The 16,109-nt window shown below is 33.5% G+C and carries 13 protein-coding genes; 6 read left to right on the top strand and 7 right to left on the bottom strand.

All coding sequences use genetic code 11. The annotated features are described in order from the left end of the window. Window positions 1-52: 52 nt before the first annotated feature. The 3 genes from FC091_RS01025 to FC091_RS01015 all read right to left on the bottom strand — a co-directional run bounded on the left by FC091_RS01025 (window position 53) and on the right by FC091_RS01015 (window position 2,014). The gene (locus FC091_RS01025; protein WP_138432422.1) at window positions 53-709 is read right to left on the bottom strand and encodes an HD domain-containing protein; all 657 of its coding nucleotides are present in this window, start codon (window positions 707-709) and stop codon (window positions 53-55) included. A 66-nt stretch (window positions 710-775) separates the two neighbouring features. Continuing rightward, entirely contained in the window at window positions 776-1,513 is a 738-nt protein-coding gene (locus tag FC091_RS01020; RefSeq protein WP_138432421.1) for a lysophospholipid acyltransferase family protein, read from the bottom strand. A 90-nt stretch (window positions 1,514-1,603) separates the two neighbouring features. Further along, the gene (locus FC091_RS01015) at window positions 1,604-2,014 is read right to left on the bottom strand and encodes a BrxA/BrxB family bacilliredoxin (protein WP_138432420.1); all 411 of its coding nucleotides are present in this window, start codon (window positions 2,012-2,014) and stop codon (window positions 1,604-1,606) included. Window positions 2,015-2,133: 119 nt separating this feature from the next. Here FC091_RS01015 and FC091_RS01010 point away from each other — a divergent pair, with 119 nt between their 5' ends. The 4 genes from FC091_RS01010 to FC091_RS00995 all read left to right on the top strand — a co-directional run bounded on the left by FC091_RS01010 (window position 2,134) and on the right by FC091_RS00995 (window position 6,205). Beyond that, window positions 2,134-2,928: a TerB family tellurite resistance protein gene (locus FC091_RS01010; protein WP_138432419.1), complete on the top strand. Its 795-nt coding sequence runs from the start codon at window positions 2,134-2,136 to the stop codon at window positions 2,926-2,928. 97 nt (window positions 2,929-3,025) lie between these two features. After that, complete coding sequence (locus FC091_RS01005) at window positions 3,026-3,568, top strand: RNA polymerase sigma factor (protein WP_138432418.1); 543 nt, start codon at window positions 3,026-3,028, stop codon at window positions 3,566-3,568. Window positions 3,569-3,580: 12 nt separating this feature from the next. Further along, on the top strand, window positions 3,581-5,581 hold the full coding sequence (locus FC091_RS01000) for an energy transducer TonB (protein ID WP_138432417.1): 2,001 nt from the start codon (window positions 3,581-3,583) through the stop codon (window positions 5,579-5,581). Window positions 5,582-5,593: 12 nt separating this feature from the next. Continuing rightward, a complete protein-coding gene (locus FC091_RS00995; RefSeq protein ID WP_138432416.1) occupies window positions 5,594-6,205 on the top strand; it encodes a hypothetical protein in 612 nt (203 codons plus the stop codon). A gap of 35 nt (window positions 6,206-6,240) precedes the next feature. On the opposite strand, the gene FC091_RS00990 is transcribed toward FC091_RS00995, so the two are convergent. Then, entirely contained in the window at window positions 6,241-8,532 is a 2,292-nt protein-coding gene (locus FC091_RS00990; RefSeq protein ID WP_138432415.1) for a TonB-dependent receptor, read from the bottom strand. A 102-nt stretch (window positions 8,533-8,634) separates the two neighbouring features. Here FC091_RS00990 and FC091_RS00985 point away from each other — a divergent pair, with 102 nt between their 5' ends. Both FC091_RS00985 and FC091_RS00980 read left to right on the top strand, forming a co-directional pair. Beyond that, window positions 8,635-9,300: a metal-dependent transcriptional regulator gene (locus FC091_RS00985; RefSeq protein ID WP_138432414.1), complete on the top strand. Its 666-nt coding sequence runs from the start codon at window positions 8,635-8,637 to the stop codon at window positions 9,298-9,300. A gap of 49 nt (window positions 9,301-9,349) precedes the next feature. Further along, window positions 9,350-10,171: a ZIP family metal transporter gene (locus FC091_RS00980; RefSeq protein ID WP_138432413.1), complete on the top strand. Its 822-nt coding sequence runs from the start codon at window positions 9,350-9,352 to the stop codon at window positions 10,169-10,171. Between the two features lie 6 nt (window positions 10,172-10,177). Here FC091_RS00980 and FC091_RS00975 read toward each other — a convergent pair whose 3' ends face one another. The 3 genes from FC091_RS00975 to FC091_RS00965 all read right to left on the bottom strand — a co-directional run bounded on the left by FC091_RS00975 (window position 10,178) and on the right by FC091_RS00965 (window position 16,103). After that, window positions 10,178-11,314, bottom strand: a complete 1,137-nt coding sequence (locus FC091_RS00975) for an efflux RND transporter periplasmic adaptor subunit (RefSeq protein ID WP_138432412.1) — start codon at window positions 11,312-11,314, stop codon at window positions 10,178-10,180. Window position 11,315: 1 nt separating this feature from the next. Beyond that, entirely contained in the window at window positions 11,316-15,635 is a 4,320-nt protein-coding gene (locus FC091_RS00970) for a CusA/CzcA family heavy metal efflux RND transporter (RefSeq protein ID WP_138432411.1), read from the bottom strand. Between the two features lie 69 nt (window positions 15,636-15,704). Further along, a complete protein-coding gene (locus tag FC091_RS00965) occupies window positions 15,705-16,103 on the bottom strand; it encodes a hypothetical protein (protein WP_138432410.1) in 399 nt (132 codons plus the stop codon). Window positions 16,104-16,109: the final 6 nt, after the last annotated feature.

The raw sequence follows: 16,109 nt of genomic DNA, 5'->3' as shown, positions 1-16,109 counted from the left end.
TTAATATTCAATAATAAAAAAAGTGATTTTAAATTATTTAAAATCACTTTTTTTATTTGTCACCTTCCCACTCAGCATAAAACTGTTTTAGATAGTGTTCCATAAACTTATGTCTGTCTGAAGCAATTCGCTTTCCGGTTTTAGTGTTCATTTGGTCTTTGAGCAACAATAATTTTTCGTAGAAGTGATTGATGGTTGGTGCTTCTGCGGCTTTATATTCGGCTTTAGTCATATTAAGATTTGGTGCAATATCAGGATTGTATAAAGTTCTGTTTTTAAATCCTCCATAATTAAAACATCTGGCAATGCCTATAGCACCAATAGCGTCTAATCGATCAGCATCTTGTACAACTTCCATTTCTCTAGAGTTAAACGAGACATCCAAATCAAAAGAGTTTTTAAAAGACATGTTCTCTATGATTTGGGTTACATGCTCAATAACAGTACTGTCTACATTTTGTTTTAATAGAAATTCAGAAGCTTTTCTGGGACCTACGGTTTCATCTCCACCATAAAATTTTGGGTCTGCAATATCATGGAGTAAAGCAGCTAGTTTAACTATCAAAAGATCGACATCTTCTTTTTTTGAAATGAGTTTGGCATTATTGTAAACACGAAGTGTGTGGAACCAATCGTGTCCGCCTTCAGCATATTCAAGTTCCTTTTTTACAAAATCTTTTGTAGCTTTTATTAAGCTTTGTTTTTCCATCTATTTAGATTTTAAAGATCAGCAGCTATGTATCTCCTTTGACTGCCAAATGGCTACAAAGGGCTTCTATGACTCAATATTACTTTTAATTTGAGCTTCAACAATATTAATTAGTTCAAGCTTGTCTTCGTAATGATTAGCTTGTATTGGTTGATGTACCAAAAAAGAAATACGAGTACCTAAACCCATAGGAAACTTACCATATCTAAGCGTTTTCCAAGAGTTGTTAATGGTAATAGGAACAATTAGGGCATTTGGTGCATGCTTTATCATGGTAAGTAAACCTTTGGTTTTAAAAGGTTTTGGTTTTCCGTCTCTACTTCTTGTACCTTCTGGAAAAATAACCGCAGCCCACTTATTATCCTCTATTCTTTTTGCAAAATCTTCAATGGCTTTTATAGAACCAATTGCATCTTTTCTATCTATAAGTACAGAACCACCATGACGTAAATTATAGGACACACTAGGGATGCCTTTTCCTAGTTCTTTTTTGCTTATAAATTTTACATGATGTCTACGCATATACCAAATTAATGGTGGTATATCATACATGCTTTGATGATTGGCTACAATGATCAGCGGCACATCTTTTTCTATGGTATACGGATTGGTGAAAGAAAAGGTTGTGCCTAATACATTTAGGCTGCGCATTATAAAAAACTGAAGCCAATCTACACTAATTTTATGAGCTTGGTATCCGAAGACATTTTTGCAAAACCATTGTATAGGATGAAATATCACTAAGGTTAATCCAAAGCAAATAAAGTATAAAATAGTAATAGGGTAAGCCAAAATTTTTTGCATACCACAAAAGTATACCAATGACTATTAAGCACAAAAAAACCACGAATACTTTCGTGGTTTTTAACTAATTTTTTTTGCGTCGACTACATCTTAGCAATGCTCATTGTATGCGTCCATAAGGTTCTCTGCTATTAATTCCGCAGGTCTTCCTTCAATATGGTGACGCTCTAGCATGTGTACCAATTCACCATCTTTAAATAATGCCATACTTGGTGAGCTTGGAGGAAAAGGTATCATGTACTCTCTAGCTTTGTTAGTTGCTTCTTTATCAACACCAGCAAAAACAGTCACTAAATTATCAGGACGTTTTGCATTTTCTAGGCTCATACGAGCACCTGGTCTTGCATTAGCAGCAGCACATCCGCAAACCGAATTAACAACCACTAATGTTGTACCTTCTTTTGCTATGGCTTGGTCTACGGCTTCTGTTGTATGTAATTCTTCAAAACCTACGTTTGTTAAATCTTCACGCATTGGTTTTACTAATTCTGCTGGATACATATCTTATTCTTTTTAATTATCAATTTTAAAGTGCAAAGATACCAAATGTGTAACAATTAATAGAAGTAATACACTAACTAATAGTATATTTATGCATTCATAAAATCTATAGTTAATATATGAGTTTTGCAAAGTGGATAGGAGGAGCAATAGGTTGGTCTTTTGGAGGACCAATAGGTGCTATTATTGGACTAGCTTTAGGAAGTTTTGTAGATAATTTATCTGACAACGGAACCCCTTTAATAGGAAACCGACAAACAGGTAGAAGCCGAAATCGTGATCCATATCGTCAGCGACCAAAACAAACACGCAGAGATCAAAAACCTCAAACACAGTCTGGAGATTTTGAGGTTAGTTTGTTGATTTTAGCATCAATAATTATAAAAGCAGATGGTAAGCAAGACCAAAGAGAACTAGACTTTGTGCGTCAGCAATTCAGAAATATGTATGGTAAGGAGAGAGCCAATCATGCTTTTGAATTATTTAAACGTATTTCTAAGCAAAATATATCTATGCGTCAGGTATGCTTGCAGATTAAACAAATGATGGATCATGCTTCGCGTTTACAATTACTTCATTTTTTATTTGGTATCGCAAAGGCAGATGGTCATGTCGCTGAGGTAGAGATAAAGCAAATCTATACCATGTCTGGTTATCTAGGCATTAGCAGAAAAGATTTTGAAAGCATTAAAGCCATGTTCTATGACATGACAAATAATGCTTATAAAATTTTAGAAGTAGATAAAACGGCTTCAGATGATGCTGTTAAAAGTGCTTATCGAAAAATGGCTAAAAAATACCATCCAGATCGTGTAGGTCACTTAGGAAAAGAACATCAAGAAGGTGCCGAAGAAAAGTTTAGACAAGTACAAGAAGCCTACGAACATGTTCAGAAGGAGAGAGGGTTTAAATAAACTAGTAAACAGTGTAAAGTGTTCAGTAGGCGGTAAAAAAATAAAAATATTTAGGTGACCTTTTAAACAAAACGCCATTAATAAATAAACCACTCTTATGAGCGACGACAAAATAATGGCATTGTTTAAAAATGGTAAACGCGAAAAAGCGTTTAAGGAGTTGTACAAACTCTATCCACGTATCGAAAAACTCATCCTGTCCAACAATGGAACAAAAGCAGACGCTAATGATGTTTTTCAGGAAGCGTTAATTATTCTAAATAGAAATCTGGAAAAATCAGATTTTAAACTCACATCTTCATTTTACACCTATCTCTACTCGGTATCTCGATTTGTTTGGAAAGACACTCAAAGAAAATTTACCAAACAAGAACTACATAATTTACAAAGTGAAGAAGTTTTAGTATTTGATGCTGTTTTAGAAGAGCAAAAATACAAGTCGGCAGAAAAGGCGTTTCGCGAATTAGGAGAACGATGTCAACAGTTACTACAATGGTTTTATGTAAAGAAAATGACTTTTAAGGTTATTGCAGAGCAAATGCGATTTAAAAGCGAAAAAGTTGCAAAAAACCAAAAGTACAAATGCTTGCAAAAGGCAAAAGACATCTACAGAACTCAATCAAAAACAGTTCAATCTTAATTCGGAAATACTATGGAAAAAGATATAGATCTAATCAACGCATATTTAAACAATAGCCTTTCTGAAACCGAAAGATTAGCTTTTGAAAATAGGCTTAAAACAGACGCAACATTCTATGAGTTTTTTGTTGAACACCAAACAATTTTAAAAGGGATTGAGCGTGTAGAATTACTTGAAGAAATAAAAACCTCTAAGAATAAGTATCTCATAAGTAAATGGCTAAAGTATTTCGGAGGATTTGTACTATTGATTACAATTACAATAATAGCATACAGTTTGTGTTTTAGTGCTCAAAGCGGAGAACAACAAAGTAATAACAACACCTCTTTTGAGGTTGTTAAGGATTCAGTTTTAAATGAAACTATAGCAGACTCTATCTCAAAATGCATTACAGTTAAATATCATAAAAAGCAGATTTTTCTTGAAGAAAGAACCAAAGCTTTTGGTGGTGTTGAAATTGTAAAAGATACCATTATAAAGGAAGTAATTGGTAGTTATACGATTGAAGAATTCAAGTCAGCCTTTCCAAAAAATATTGATTTTAAAAAGGAAAACGATACCATTTTTGTTAATCCAAATCTTCTTATTGAGTTTGAAAAAGCACAGCAAATAGTCCTGAAAGAAAATAAGAATAATGAAGCTACCAAGGCAGTTTCTAAAAACGTAGAATCTTTTTTTAATCCAACTAAAAAGGAAGCACAAATAGTAACTTTTAACGCTAGTGAAGATTATAAAGTCACCTTAAAAGAAGGCACCGAAATTTTAATACCTGCCAATGCCTTTATCAATTCTAAAACTCAAAAAGAGGTGACAGGAAATGTTAGCTTAGAAGTTACAGAGTATTATAAACTATCAGATATGCTATTGGCAGATTTAAGTACAAAATCATATGACCAAATTCTCGAAACAGGAGGCATGCTGTATATAGAAGCCAAGAAGAACAATTCTAATTTAAAATTAAAACAAGGCAAAGAATTAGAGATTGTGTTTAATAACAAGGGCAAAGAGGATATGCAGCTTTTTAATGGAGATAAAATTGATGGAGTGATGAATTGGAATTTGCCAGAATCTATAGATATATTGTCAAGTCAATCCAAAAGTATATCACAAGAAGTTAGTTTGTCTAGCGAATACTATGAGAATACTGATAGCTCTTCAAACTTTGAGTTTTTAGATGTAGTGCCTCGACATCCTAATTGCGAGCCAGGAGATAATGAACAATTAAAGCAATGTTTTAATGAAGAGATAACAAAGTTTGTGGCTAGAAAATTTAATCACGAAATAGGTGAGAAGCTAAACCTAATAACCAAAGAAAATATATACGTTTCCTTTGAAATTGATAGGAGAGGAAATATTGGTAAAATAGAAGCCAGATCTAAATATGATGCGCTTGCTGCAGAAGCAATAAGAGTTTTAGAATTGTTTCCGAAGGTAGTTCCTGGTAAAATAAATAGCAGGTATGTTAATGTTAAATATCGTTTTCCGATAGCATATAGAATATTAGGTAGTGAAAACTCAATACCAGTCACGAGAACATCTGGAATGATTTTTCAACAAGACTCTGCATTAATCATTGGAAACAAAAAAGAAGTTCAGAAAGAGATTGAAGAAAAACCCATTTCAGAAGTTAGTAAATCAGACCTTGAGCGTTATACACTTTCAACAACACAGCTAGGCTGGATTAATTGCGACCGTTTTATAAACAGTAGAAAAAATAAAATTAAATATAACATTAACATTAGCAATGCTGAAGGTGCCAATGTAAAGTTGATTTTTAAGTCGATGAGTTCAATTCTGCCAAGTAGAGCCTCAAACGGATTTTATGATTTTGGCGTAGTGCCTGTTAACGAAGAAGTTATTCTGCTTGGTATAAAGAAAAAAGGGGATAAAATATTTTTAGGTCTTAAAGAGTTAAGAATAAGAGCAACTTCAGAAGAACAGGATATAGATTTTAAGGAGGTGTCTTTAAGCGAACTGAAAAAGGAGCTCATAAAACTTAACTCTAACTTTTAAAAAAAATATATTATGAAAGCATTGTTTTTATTAAGCTTTTTGAGTTTTACGGTTTGCTTTTCTCAAAATCAAGATTCACTTAAAGTAAAGATCGATTATGGAGTAGCGTCTGAAGAATTTCAAGATTATTTGCTTATGAAGAATATTGATTTTTATAAAGTAAATATTTCAAACAAAAATCTAAAAGGAAAAACCTTTACACTTGTTTCAAAAGAATACTGGAATAAGGAATTAACAAAAACAGATACTATTATTAATCTAAAAAATTCTCCAAGAAAAATTGAGGCTGATACACTTTCCTTAAATATTATAACTGAAAAAGTAAGTAAGGATAGTTTGCAGTTGTTCGTTAAATTTAAAGGACTTTTTAGTACTAATAGAAAATATAAAACGACAGAGGCTAATAGTTATTCTACAAGAGATTTATCTAATGGAATTGAAACGAATTTTCAATTAGGAAAATCATTTCCATTATTGGTTTATACCTTACCTTATAAAGATCCTAAATATCCTGACTATTTATTTTATTGTGAGTTAACAAAAGAAGGTATTCCGCCAGAAGAATGGGGAGATAAATTCAACCTTGAACATTACATCATTTTTGAAATGCAGTTTGAAGATTGATTTTTAGAAGGACTTTTGCTTTTGTAATGAATATTCTAAATAGAAAGTAATCTTAAACCAATAAAAAATGTTCTAGGCATACCAGGTCCGTAAACGAAGTTGCTGTCTCTGTTTTTGCCAGTGTCAAAATCATCTTGGTAGGCGTTAAGGATATTCTTTATACCTCCAAAAATTTCTAAATCCGTATTGAGATTTTTGAGATTAAATTTATAACTACTTCTCCAGCTAAATTCGTGAAAAGAAGGCGTGGTTTTGTATTCGTTAATAAGCTGTTCTGGTGCACCCGCAAAATGCGCAATTAGCATATCTCCAGTATAGACATAATTTAAGTTGCTATTAAATCTATCATTAGGCATAAAACTTAAGGTTGCGAATCCATAATGATTAGGTGTTCTTAAGAATTCACGTCTTGGGTTTAAACCTTCAATAGTTTCTACAGCTGTATTAAATTCACTTTTTTGAATAGTAAAACCAGCTTCTAATTGCACTTTTTTGTTGTAGTTTGCTCTAGCTTCAAGAGTGATACCTTGCACAACAGCGGCATCACCATTTTGTTTTTCAAAAAGCTGCCCAAACTCGTCTTCACCAATTGGGTTGAGGTAAAAGACATCATCGAGTTTGGTGTAAAATCCTTCGAGTGTAAAGCCAGCAATAAATTTTTCGCTTGATTTGTCGTAATTAATTGAGGCACTGAAACTATTAGAACGTTCTTGTGTTAAATCAGCGTCTAAAGAGATTCTTGAGATACCTCCTCCTGCAAAAGCAATATGCAAATCAGTATCAAAAGCTTGTGGAGCTCTAAACCCTGTGCTCCAAGTTGCTCTTAGTTGTAAGTTAGACTCAGACTTGTACAGCAAAGAAAACCGTGGACTAAAAATTAAATTATCTACCAAATTATTGCTGTCTACTCTAAAACCAGAAAGCAAATTTAATTTTGATGTTATTTCCCAATCACTTTGAAAAAATGTGCCTAAGTTTTTTGTAGTTTGGTCAATTCTGTAATTGTAAGACTCAATAACATCTAATACATCATCTATTAAATATTCTGTGCCAATGGTAAGTACATTGGTACCATTTAAAAAGTCTTTTAATCTATGGTTTAATTGAATTCCTCCTTGTAAAGTCACAGTTTTAGAAGTTCCGTAAGGTGGATTAGAAATATGAGTGTCTATTTCGGTTTCATCATCTGGGAAAATACCAGTATAGTGGTCTCTATCTGTTTGCTGAGCGCCAAAATAAGATATAAAAGAACTATCGTCATTGTTGAAATTTATTTGGTAGTCTAGGCTTCCCATAAGTACATCGTGTGTTCTTTCTTCTGCTTGTTGGGCTAAAAAAGCAGGTTGGTCTACCATTTCACCTCCATAACGATATTCGTTGAGTTTGCTAAAACTGGCTTCTAGTTTTTGATTTTCTGATGGTAAGAAGAAAAAGTTGGCACCTAGAGCAGTGTTTTTTAATTTGGTTAATTCCGAAAAATTATCATCATTATGGTCGTAAAAATCCCTATTACGGTTGTTTATAAACAATGATACACCAGCGTTTTTAGAATCTGATACAACAGTTGCATTGCCAGACACCATATGGTCATCCGTTTTTCCATTTATGTTCTGGTAGGTATAGCTTACATCAAAATTATTAGTTTTAGGCACTTTGGTAATTACATTAACCACACCACCAATAGCACTAGAACCGTAAAGCGATGAGCCTCCACCTCTTATGGTTTCTATACTCTCTATCATATTTACAGGAATTTGCTCTAATCCATAAAGACCTGTTAAAGGGCTAAAAATAGGCCTTCCGTTAATTAAAATCTGTGAATATCCACCACCAAGTCCATTAATTCTTAATTGGGTGTAATTACAGGTCTGGCAATCGGTTTCTACACGCAATCCAGGCTGAAATTTTAAGCCTTCAGAAAGGTTGCAAGCTTGTAGTGTGTTTAGACTTTCGCTATTTAAAATATTAACTATTACTGCAGAGTTTGTTTTTCGTTTAAAGGTTCTGGTACCTGTTATAACAACTTCATCTAATGACTCTGTTTCAAGATCAAAATTAATTGTTAAGTTTTCTTCAATTTTAATTGTTTTACGTTGGGTAATATAACCAGCCATTGAAACCACAATTGTATAATTGTCTGATGGAATATTCATAATTTCATAATATCCGTTAGCATCAGTATTGGTTCCATAAGATGTAGTTTCTAAATACACATTAGCATAGGTAATAGGTTCGTTACCAGAGGTTACTTTTCCTTTTATCGTAAATGTAGTTTGACCATTTACGAGTTGAAAAGCAATAAGAAAAACAAATAGTATTCGATACATCACAACAAAATTTGAAGCAAAGGTAAAATAAAATTTAGACAAGACTAAAAAAATATTTACTTAAATAAAATTAAAGTATATTTGTATAAAGTTTTAAAGCTTATGATTACATTATCAGAAGAGAATTATCTCAAAACAATTTATCATCTAGAAAGTAGAGAAGGAAACGCAGTAAGCACAAATGCTATTGCTGAAAAGATTGAGACAAAAGCTTCTTCAGTAACAGATATGCTCAAGAAATTAGCTGAAAAGAATCTCATTACTTATATAAAATATAAAGGAGTTAATCTTACTAAAGAAGGAAAATTAACTGCAGTAGATATTATTCGTAAGCATAGACTTTGGGAAGTTTTTTTGGTAGATAAATTGAATTTTTCTTGGGATGAAGTCCATGATGTGGCAGAGCAATTAGAGCACATTAAGTCACAAAAACTGATTAATGAGTTAGATGCTTTTTTAAAATTCCCTAGCCACGATCCTCACGGAGATCCTATTCCAGATAAAAATGGACAAATACAGCGTACCGCAAAGATTGTTTTGTCTATGGCGCAAATTGACAAAACCTATACTTGTGTTGGTGTGCTAGACTCTTCGAGTGAATTTTTAAAGTATCTTGATAAGCATAAAATAGGTATTGGTACAGAGATAGAAGTTAAGGATAAAGAAGAATTCGATCAGTCTATGACTTTAAAAATTAACAAGAAAGAAATGGTAATGTCTAAGTCCATTACAAACAATATTTATGTAAAAGCTCATAATGAGCATTAAGCCCATAATAGTAACTACTAATTAAACCAATTAATTGACCAAATAATAAATGGAAAGTATTATACAATATTTTGAAACTATAGATCCAGTATTAGGTGCATTATACGCTTCACTTTTTACATGGATTGTTACTGCTGCAGGAGCATCATTGGTATTCTTTTTTAGAGGAATGAATAGAGCACTCTTGGATGCAATGTTAGGATTTACAGGTGGTGTTATGGTAGCTGCAAGTTTTTGGAGTTTATTAGCTCCAGGAATAGAAATGAGCGAAGGCGAAGGCTTTGTAAAGGTTATTCCCGCTGTTGTAGGTTTTTCGTTAGGAGCACTCTTTATTTTTGGATTAGATAAGTTACTACCTCATTTACACATTAATTTTAAAGAAGAAGAAAAAGAAGGTGTAAAGACACCTTGGAGACGAACAACACTTTTGGTTTTGGCAATAGCCTTGCATAATATTCCTGAAGGTTTGGCAGTAGGTGTACTGTTTGGTGGTGTTGCTGCAGGTATACCAGAAGCCACTATTGGTGGTGCTGTAGCTTTAGCATTGGGTATTGGTATTCAAAATTTCCCTGAAGGATTAGCGGTATCTATGCCATTACGCCGTCACGGAGTTAGCAAATTTAAAAGTTTTTGGTATGGGCAACTTTCAGCCATTGTAGAACCTATCGCTGCAGTTTGTGGTGCAGTTGCGGTTACATTCTTTCAACCTATTTTACCATATGCTTTAGCTTTTGCTGCAGGTGCTATGATTTTTGTTGTCGTTGAGGAAGTCATACCCGAAACCCAACGCGATAAGTATACTGATTTAGCCACACTTGGCTTTATTGGTGGCTTTATTATTATGATGACTTTAGACGTAGGTCTTGGCTAAAGAGACTCACTCTTCAGTTGGTGTTTCTAGCAACATCCCAATCCCATTAACTAACATTTGCTTGTTTTGTAAAGTTTCAGGATTTAAAATTTCTGTTACGTTCTCGTCTTGTTGTCCTATGCTGACTTTTAGTTTTTTAAATTGGTAATTGTCAGTAGTTGCTTGGTCTAAAACTAGTACGTATTTGCTTTTGCCTTCTTCTATAATCGCGTCGTTTGGCAAACCAATCCCTTTTTTACTGTTCGTAATAATGTTAGCTTCTACAAACATACCTACAATGAAATTAGCTAGATCTTTATTTACGTGTCCGTGAACCTTAACGCGTCTAGTAGTTTCATCAATGGTTGTACCGACTAAATGTACATCTGCCTCAAAGGTTTTTTCTGAAGCTTCAGGAATTTTAAACCGTATTTTTTGACCTTTTTTGATGCGCATAATGTCTTTTTCAAAAGCAGATAATTCTAAATGAATATGGTCAATATCCACAATTTCTAATATCACATCGTTTGGTGCAACATAAGCACCATTACTAACGTTTACCTTCGTTACGTTTCCGTTAATCGGTGCATATAAATTTATAGTTGAGGTTATACGTCCTTGCTCTACAGCTGTAGGACTTATATTCATCATTTGTAGTTTTTTCTTTAGTCCGTTATAAGTGGCAAGGCTACTTTTGTAAGTGCTTTGCGCTTTTAGATAGTTTTTTTCTGAAGTAATTTCCTCATCAAATAATGTTTTTTGCCTGTCAAATTCAGCTTTTAGGTAATTAAGTTGTTCAGCGACTTCTAAATAGTTTTGCTGAATTTCGACATATTCAGGATTTTTTAAGCTCACTAAAAGTTGTCCTTTTTTAACTTGGTCGCCAATTAAAAGCGGTGTGTTAGAAATATATCCACCAACAAAAGTACTGATGCTCGATTTGTTTTTTGGTGGTACGTCTATCATTCCGGTAACAGCAATTCCTGTTGAAAAATCAAATGTTTTTAAAGTATCTAAAACCATGTTTTCACTTTCAAATTGAGTTTTAGTTACGGTTATAATATTGCTTTTGGTTGTAGTGTTATCAACGGTTCCTGTGTTATTTTCTTTATTTCCACAGGCTAAAAGTAAAAGCGAAAAAAGAAGTATAAATATATATTTCATCTTAAAAAATGTTTAAGGTAAGGTGGTTAATTTGTATTACGGTTTGATTGTAAGCGTTTAAATTTTCTAGGTACGATAATTCAATTTCGCTAGCGGTTTCAAGACTTTGTATGTATTGAAAAAAGTCAATTTCACCTTCTTTAAAAGTGCGATTTGCTGTTTTTATAATTTGATTTTTTAGATCTTCACCTTCATTGTCATAATAATTTACAGCTTCTTCGTATTGCGCTAACGTCGCTAAAAGTGCATTGTACTTAGTATTTAACTTGGTTTTGTAATCTTGTTGCTGCTCTTTAATAATGTCTTTAGCAATTTTTGAAGCTTTTATTTTTGAAGTATTGCCAGAGAACAAAAATGGTATTTTTAAACCTATTTGATATCCTTTTAAATTGGTATTTAATTGGTCGTTTGTACCTTGAAAATACTCAATACTAATATCTGGCAACAGGTTTTGCTTTTCCTGTTGATAGATAGCGTTTTGATAGTTTTTTGCTTGTTCAAAGTATTGTAAACCAATATTGTTTTGTGTTGAAATAGTTTCAATTTGTAACTGTTCAAGCGGTTGATCAAGGATATCTAAACTATCTACTTGCACAACACTTTTGAGTTGTTCTTTAGAAAACGAAACTTCTTTTAAAGCTTGTTTGTACAAGGTTTCCAACTGTTTTTGTTTGGATTTAGCGGTAATCATTTCTAAATAATTCGTTTCACCAAGTTCAAAACGACGTTTTGATTTACTAGCAAAATCTTGATATAAACTATCTAAATATCTGTAGGTTTTCGCTTTGTTTTTAGCGTAACTTAACTGATAATAGTTAGCATAAATAGCTTGTTGTAATTGCTTAAAACGAAGATTGTAATGTGTTTCTTCTAAACTCGCTTTTGCTTTATTGGTCTTCTTATCTGCAAAATACACTGTTGGAAACTTGAAATCTTGCGAAATTCCAAAAACCCTAATAGGCTCATTATTTATAGCTAGATTATTTTCGTCATAACTGTAGTAAATAGACGTTTTATCAAAACTAAAAGCACTTCCTATCAAAGCATTACTTTCGTCTACCTTAAGATTCGACGCTTTTAAGCTGGCATTGTTCTCTATGGCTAACGCCAAAGTTTCTTCAATAGTTAATGAGTGCTGAGCATTAGCATTCAGCATAAAAAAGAAACCAATTATGCTAATGATTGCTGTTTTATTCATTTTTATGTCTTTTTTAGTTTCAAACCAGGCGTATAACACTGGTAAAACAAGTAGGGTAAGTACGGTTGCAGTGATTAATCCGCCAATGACTACAGTTGCTAACGGACGTTGTACTTCGGCACCAGCACTTGTAGAAATGGCCATAGGCAAAAAGCCTAAAGCAGCAGCAGACGCGGTAAGCAGTACTGGTCTTAAACGGTCTGTAGCACCACGTTTAATGCGCTCTTCTATGTTGGTGATGCCTTGTGCTTTTAGTTCTTTAAAATGCTCAATAAGGACAATACCATTAAGTACTGCAATACCAAAAAGCGCAATAAAACCAACACCAGCAGAGATGCTAAATGGCAAATCTCGTAACCATAATAATAGTACACCACCAACTGCAGCTAGCGGAATTGCTGTATAAACTAATAAGGCTTCTTTAGCAGAGCCAAACGCAAAATAGAGTAAGACAAAAATTAAAACTAAAGCAATTGGTACAGCTACAGAGAGTCGCGCTTTGGCGCTTTGTAAGTTTTCAAACTGTCCGCCATACGTTATGTTGTAGCCAACAGGTATTTTGAGTTGATTGTCAATTATGCTTTTTACATCGTCTACAACGGATTGTAAATCTCTATTACGAACATTGATCCCAACCACAATACGACGTTTTGTATCATCTCTTGAAATTTTTGCAGGACCAGTAGTGTAAGTAATCTCTGCTAATTCGCTAAGTGGGATTTTTATTCCACTTGGTGTATCAACATATAAATTTTGAAGACTGGCTAGATTTTTTCTATTGTTTTGGTCTAAGCGCATAACCAGATCAAAGCGCTTTTCGCCTTCAAATACTTGTCCAATAGCTTCACCTGCAAATCCCATGGAAATCAACTGATTAACATCTGAAATATTAAGTCCGTAACGTGCAATTTTACTTCGGTTGAAAGACACACTCATTTGTGGCAAACCTTCTACCTTTTCAATGATGATATCTGAAGCACCTTCAACGTCTTTAATGAGTTCTTTAACTTCATCAGCTTTATTTGCTAAAACAGATAAATCTTCACCAAAAATTTTAATAGCTACATCGGCTCTAACACCAGTAATTAGCTCGTTGAAACGCATTTCAATAGGTTGCGTAAATTCGACTTCCATACCAGGTATTATGCTTAGTGCTTCTTTAAATTTATCGGCTAGTTCGTCTTTACTTTTTGCGCTTACCCATTCTTTTTTTGGTTTTAGTTTTATAATCACATCGCTTTCTTCCATAGACATTGGGTCTGTTGGCACTTCTGCAGCGCCAATGCGACTCACTACCTGATCTACTTCAGGAAAATTTTCTAACAGTGTTTTTTCGATTTTGGTGGTAATTTCGATGGTTTTTCCAAGCGATGTTCCTGTTTTTAAAACAGGTTGAATTACGAAGTCGCCTTCATCTAAAGTTGGCACAAATTCACCACCCATTCTGCTAAATAAAAAGACGCTAAAAGCTAGTAAAATTCCTGCTAAACCAATCACTATTTTTTTATGGTTTAAAGCCCAGTGTATAGATGGTTTGTACCAAGAGTTAAGCACTTTCATTAACCTAACAGAAATATTTTTTTTACTTGGTGATTTAGGTTTCAAAAATAAAGATGATACTACGGGAACGTATGTTAGACAAAGTAACATTGCACCAACTAACGCAAAACTGAATGTCAACGCCATTGGCTTAAACATTTTACCTTCTACACCACTTAATGATAAAATAGGAATAAATACAATTAAGATGATTAATTGTCCAAAAATGGCAGAATTCATCATTTTTGAGGCACTTTTTAGTGTGATTTGATCAATTTCGGATTGTTTTGCCTCTTTTTTTAGTGATTTTAGTTTTTCACTTTCGGTAATAATTCTAAAAGCAATAAACTCTACAATGATGACAGCACCATCAATAATAATCCCAAAATCTATTGCGCCAAGACTCATTAAATTGGCATCTACGCCAAAAATATTCATCATTGAAATAGCAAATAATAAACTCAAAGGAATGACAGAAGCGACCACTAAACCAGAACGTAAATTACCAAGTAATAAAACCACAACAAAAATGACGATTAATGATCCTAAAATTAGGTTTTCAGATACGGTAAAAGTGGTTTTCCCTATCAGTTCGCTACGTTCTAAAAATCCGTTGATGTAAACACCTTCAGGTAAGCTTTTTTGAATGCTTTTTACACGTTCTTTCACTGCGTCGATAATGGCTTTAGAGTTTCCGTCTTTTAGCATCATAATTTGCCCAAGGACTTTTTCGCCTTCGCCATTACCAGTTATGGCACCAAAGCGTGTAGCACTACCAAAACCAACTTTAGCAACATCTCTAATGTAAATTGGTGTACCTTCATTTTTGACTACGATTTGTTCTATGTCTTCAAGGTTTTTAACCAAACCTTCTCCACGAATAAAATACGCTTCGTTAGTCTTTTCAATATAACCACCACCAGCAACACTGTTGTTCTTTTCTAAAGCTTGATAAATTTCGGAAACCGAAATGTTCATCGCATTTAGCTTGTTTGGGTTAATGGCAACTTCGTATTGCTTTAAAAAACCACCCCAAGTATTTACTTCAACAACACCAGGAATACCAGATAATTGGCGTCTTACAATCCAATCTTGAATGGTACGTAAATCGGTAATAGAATATTGATCTTTATATTCAGGCTTTACATCCAAAATGTATTGATAGATTTCACCCAAACCTGTAGTAATTGGTCCCATTTCTGGTGAGCCAAAACCATCAGGTATTTTCTCTGAAGCAGATTTTATTTTTTCGGAAATGAGTTGTCTAGGCAGATACGTACCCATGTCATCCTCAAACACAATAGTCACTACTGAAAGACCAAATTTTGAAACTGACCTAATCTCTTCTACACCTGGTAAATTAGCCATTTCTAGCTCTACGGGATAGGTAATAAATTGTTCAATATCTTGGGTGGATAGATTGCGTGACGTAGTAATTACTTGAACTTGGTTATTGGTAATATCTGGTACAGCACCAATAGGAATTTGGGTTAAAGAGAAAATTCCGAAACCAATAATAAATGTGGTAAATATGAAAATGATAAGCTTATTTTTTAAGCTTAACTTGATAATCTTTTCTAACATAATTCATAATACTAAAATTGAAAAATTGCCTGTTTATGGTTCATAAACAGTGAAAAATTTTAAAATGAATTATGCTTGCCGAGGTGGCTGTAAAAGTTGAGTGTCGCTTATGGAAGCGTATAGGTTTAAATAATGAAAGTTAGCTTCATTAGTTGAAGTTATTTCAAAAGTATCTGATGAAGGTTGAAAAGGCGATTGAACAATAGCCAAAAGCGAGACATAATGTCCTTGGCATTGAAACGGTAATTGTTCGTGGTCATTTTGCTCTTTATGGTTGTGCTCGGTATGCTCGACCTTTAATTCGCCATAATGTTTAGAAAGGAACACAAAGAAATTATCACCATACTCTTGTTTGTGAAACTGAGCATGCTCAATGAGTTCATCTAATTGCATGATATCATCTATACTTATCTGAAAACTCTGTGTAAGTATAAAACCCGATAATAGTATGGCAATCAGTTTATTCACGAAAAC

Origin of the sequence: Winogradskyella algicola (assembly GCF_005869935.1) — a bacterium.
Taxonomy (GTDB): domain Bacteria; phylum Bacteroidota; class Bacteroidia; order Flavobacteriales; family Flavobacteriaceae; genus Winogradskyella; species Winogradskyella algicola.
This window is presented reverse-complemented; position numbering and strand designations above follow the sequence as displayed.

Excerpts from the sequence above, each read along its gene's own strand:
- FC091_RS01025 (WP_138432422.1), bottom strand. The coding sequence starts at position 709 with ATGGAAAAACAAAGCTTAATAAAAGCTACAAAAGATTTTGTAAAAAAG.
- FC091_RS01020 (WP_138432421.1), bottom strand. The coding sequence starts at position 1,513 with ATGCAAAAAATTTTGGCTTACCCTATTACTATTTTATACTTTATTTGC.
- FC091_RS01015 (WP_138432420.1), bottom strand. The coding sequence starts at position 2,014 with ATGTATCCAGCAGAATTAGTAAAACCAATGCGTGAAGATTTAACAAAC.
- FC091_RS01010 (WP_138432419.1), top strand. The coding sequence starts at position 2,134 with ATGAGTTTTGCAAAGTGGATAGGAGGAGCAATAGGTTGGTCTTTTGGA.
- FC091_RS01005 (WP_138432418.1), top strand. The coding sequence starts at position 3,026 with ATGAGCGACGACAAAATAATGGCATTGTTTAAAAATGGTAAACGCGAA.
- FC091_RS01000 (WP_138432417.1), top strand. The coding sequence starts at position 3,581 with ATGGAAAAAGATATAGATCTAATCAACGCATATTTAAACAATAGCCTT.
- FC091_RS00995 (WP_138432416.1), top strand. The coding sequence starts at position 5,594 with ATGAAAGCATTGTTTTTATTAAGCTTTTTGAGTTTTACGGTTTGCTTT.
- FC091_RS00990 (WP_138432415.1), bottom strand. The coding sequence starts at position 8,532 with ATGTATCGAATACTATTTGTTTTTCTTATTGCTTTTCAACTCGTAAAT.
- FC091_RS00985 (WP_138432414.1), top strand. The coding sequence starts at position 8,635 with ATGATTACATTATCAGAAGAGAATTATCTCAAAACAATTTATCATCTA.
- FC091_RS00980 (WP_138432413.1), top strand. The coding sequence starts at position 9,350 with ATGGAAAGTATTATACAATATTTTGAAACTATAGATCCAGTATTAGGT.
- FC091_RS00975 (WP_138432412.1), bottom strand. The coding sequence starts at position 11,314 with ATGAAATATATATTTATACTTCTTTTTTCGCTTTTACTTTTAGCCTGT.
- FC091_RS00970 (WP_138432411.1), bottom strand. The coding sequence starts at position 15,635 with ATGTTAGAAAAGATTATCAAGTTAAGCTTAAAAAATAAGCTTATCATT.